The 2,910-nt window shown below is 74.7% G+C and carries 3 protein-coding genes; all 3 read left to right on the top strand.

What is annotated here, in order from left to right; all coding sequences use genetic code 11:
* A partial coding sequence (locus tag ABWI04_RS42370) for a MucB/RseB C-terminal domain-containing protein (RefSeq protein WP_353835937.1) occupies window positions 1-411 on the top strand: 411 nt, incomplete at its 5' end.
* A 102-nt stretch (window positions 412-513) separates the two neighbouring features.
* Complete coding sequence (locus tag ABWI04_RS42365; RefSeq protein WP_353835936.1) at window positions 514-2,313, top strand: S1C family serine protease; 1,800 nt, start codon at window positions 514-516, stop codon at window positions 2,311-2,313.
* 131 nt (window positions 2,314-2,444) lie between these two features.
* Complete coding sequence (locus ABWI04_RS42360) at window positions 2,445-2,795, top strand: sec-independent translocase (protein ID WP_345187832.1); 351 nt, start codon at window positions 2,445-2,447, stop codon at window positions 2,793-2,795.
* Window positions 2,796-2,910: the final 115 nt, after the last annotated feature.

Raw genomic sequence — 2,910 nt, 5'->3', positions numbered from 1 at the left:
GCCGGCCTCGCCGGGCTGCGCGGGCGCGGCTGGCCCGTCCCGAAGGAGCTGCCGGGACGGCTCGCCCTCTACGAGGCCCGCCGCGAGCGCGGCGGCGGCGCCCTGCACCTCAGCTACTCCGACGGCCTCGCCGCCGTGTCGGTGTTCGTGCAGCGCGGCGCCCTCGACGAGCGCGGCATGGCCGGGTGGCAGCGGACCGTCCGCCGGGGCCGGACGGTGTACCGCCGCGAGTCCCTGAGGCGCTGGGCGGTGTCCGGCGGGAACGGCTACGTCTACACCGTCGTGACGGACGCTCCGCAGAGCACGGCCACGGCGGTGGCGCTGAACATGCCGCGCGGCTCCGTGCCGTTCCGGACGCGCCTCTCCCGCGGCGCCCGGCGCCTGGCATCGGCGGTGAATCCGTTCGATTGACCCGAGTTATGGGTATTGGCGGCGAGTCTTATGCTCGCCACATGCCCCGCGGGGCAGCATGTGCACCGATAACGAGGACCATGCTCGGTAGGAGAGATGGGGATGACGGAAGACAACCGCGGCCCGGTGAGGGCGCCGTCGGAGGGCGACGACGTCGCCCCCGGGCAGGAGCCTGAGCGGCAGGAGGCGGCGGCTCCTCCCGAGACGGTGACCGACCAGGGGATCCCCGGGGAGCAGCCGGCGGACGAGCCCGAGGCCGACGACCCCGAGCCCGCACCCGCCCGCGGCGAGGCCGCCGCGAGCGGCGACGGGCGCGACTCCGGCGAGGAGGGCGACCGTCTGGTGGCCGGGGGGTTCGCGCCCCCCGACTCGCTCGGCGGCCCGCCCGACACCAGCGAGGACGTGCTCTCCGGGGCCGCCGCGGACATGCCGCAGGAGGTGCCGCTGCAGGACGCCCCTCCGCGCGACATGCCGCAGCCCCCGCCGCCCGTCGCGCTCGACAAGCCCCCCGTGGAGGCGCCCGACGACCGGATGCGGCCCGGGTTCGTGCCGCACAACCAGGACCCGAGGGCCGCGCAGGGCGGCCCGTACGGGGGCTGGCCGCAGCAGTCCCACCAGGGCCCGCCGCCGCCCGCCCCCGGCCGCCCGCCGATGGGCCCGCCGCCCGCGCCGCCCGGCCCGCCGCCGCCCGGCGGCCCGGGCCCCCGCCCGATGGCGGGGTACGGGATGCCGCCCGGCGGCACCGGGCCCAACTGGGCTCCCGTCCCCGCGCCCCCGTCGTCGTCGCGCGGCGGGCCGGGCCTCGGGCTCCTCGCCGTCGTCGCGCTGATCGTCGCGCTGGTGGCCGGGGCCGTCGGCGCCGGGATCGGCGTGATCGCCACCGGCGGGTCCGACGACCCCGGCTCGGTGAGCCTCGGCGGCAGCGACAGCAACGACACCAAGGTGCAGAACCGTCCGCCGGACTCGGTCGCGGGCGTCGCGCAGCGGGTGCTGCCGAGCGTCGTGATGATCCGCGTGCAGTCGTCGCAGGGAGAGATCGGCGGCACCGGCTTCATCGTCAACGGCGGCTACGTCATCACCAACAACCACGTCGCCTCCGGCGGAGGCGGCGGGGGCGGCCAGATCCAGATCGTCTTCAACGACAAGAAGACGCTGCCCGCCACGATCAAGGGCGCCGACCCGAGCTCGGACGTCGCGGTGCTCAAGCCCGAGGGCCAGCACTCGCTGCCCCCGCTGCCGGTCGGCGACTCCAGCGCCATCGCCGTCGGCGACCCGGTGATCGCGATCGGCTCGCCGCTCGGCCTGCAGGGCTCGGTCACCACCGGCATCGTCAGCTCGCTGAACCGGGCCGTGCCCACGCGGGGCGAGGGGGGCGGCGGCGACGCGTCCTACCTGAACGCCATCCAGACCGACGCCGCGATCAACCCGGGCAACTCGGGCGGGCCGCTGGTGGACGCGAAGGGCCGCGTGATCGGCATCAACACCGCGATCGCGACGCTCGGCGGCCAGTCCCTCGGCGGCGAGCAGCAGAGCGGCAGCATCGGCCTCGGCTTCGCGATCCCGATCAACCAGGGCAAGCGGATCGCCGAGGAGATCATCCGGACGGGCGTCGTCAAGCAGGCCAAGCTCGGCGTGCTGCCCGACCCCCGCTACCAGGAGGGCGGCGCCCGGATCATGCAGCAGCCGGTCAACGGGCAGGACCCGGTGACCAAGGGCGGCCCGGCGGACAAGGCGGGCCTCAAGCCCGGCGACGTGATCACCAAGGTCGACGACAAGCCGATCGAGGACGCCACCGACCTGATCGCGCAGATCCGCAGCCGGGCGCCGGGCGACCGCGTCACCCTCACCTACCAGCGGGGCGGCAAGGAGGCCACCGCGCAGGTGACCCTGGCCTCCGACTAGGGCACCGATGTTCAAGTCCGGTTCATCCGGGCTGGGGATACGCTGGGGGGACCGGCCCGTCTCTGGGCCGGTCCCCTTCGGGTCGTGTGCAGGCGGTCGCGCCGCGGCCTGCCGTGTGTGTGGAGGACGGGTTGTTCGACGTCGGACTCGGTGAGATGGCGGTGCTCGTCGTCCTCGCCCTGGTCATCTTCGGCGACAAGCTGCCGCAGGTCGCCGGGCAGGCCGGCCGGATGCTGCGGCAGTTCCGCGAGATGGCCAACAGCGCCAAGGCCGACCTTCAGGAGGGCCTCGGCCCCGAGTTCAAGGACTTCGACCTCAACGACCTCAACCCGAAGACGTTCGTCCGCAAGCACCTGTTCGAGGACGACGACACGTACCTGAAGAACGACACGGGCGTCTTCGACGACGAGCCCTCGTACGCGACGGCGACCGCGAGCCTCGACCCGAGCGAGAAGCCGCCCTTCGACAACGAGGCGACCTGATCCCGCGAGGCGCCGCCCCCCGGGGCCGCGGCGTCCGCCCGGGCCAGGCCAGCCCCGTCGCCAAGTCCCTCGCGGTGTTCGTCTCCTGACCCGGGGAGAGCGCGGTGCCGTCCCG

The organism is Actinomadura sp. NPDC000929 (assembly GCF_040492065.1).
Taxonomy (GTDB): domain Bacteria; phylum Actinomycetota; class Actinomycetes; order Streptosporangiales; family Streptosporangiaceae; genus Spirillospora; species Spirillospora verrucosospora.
Note: the sequence above shows the minus strand (reverse complement) of the source record. Positions and strands in the feature narration are given on the sequence as shown.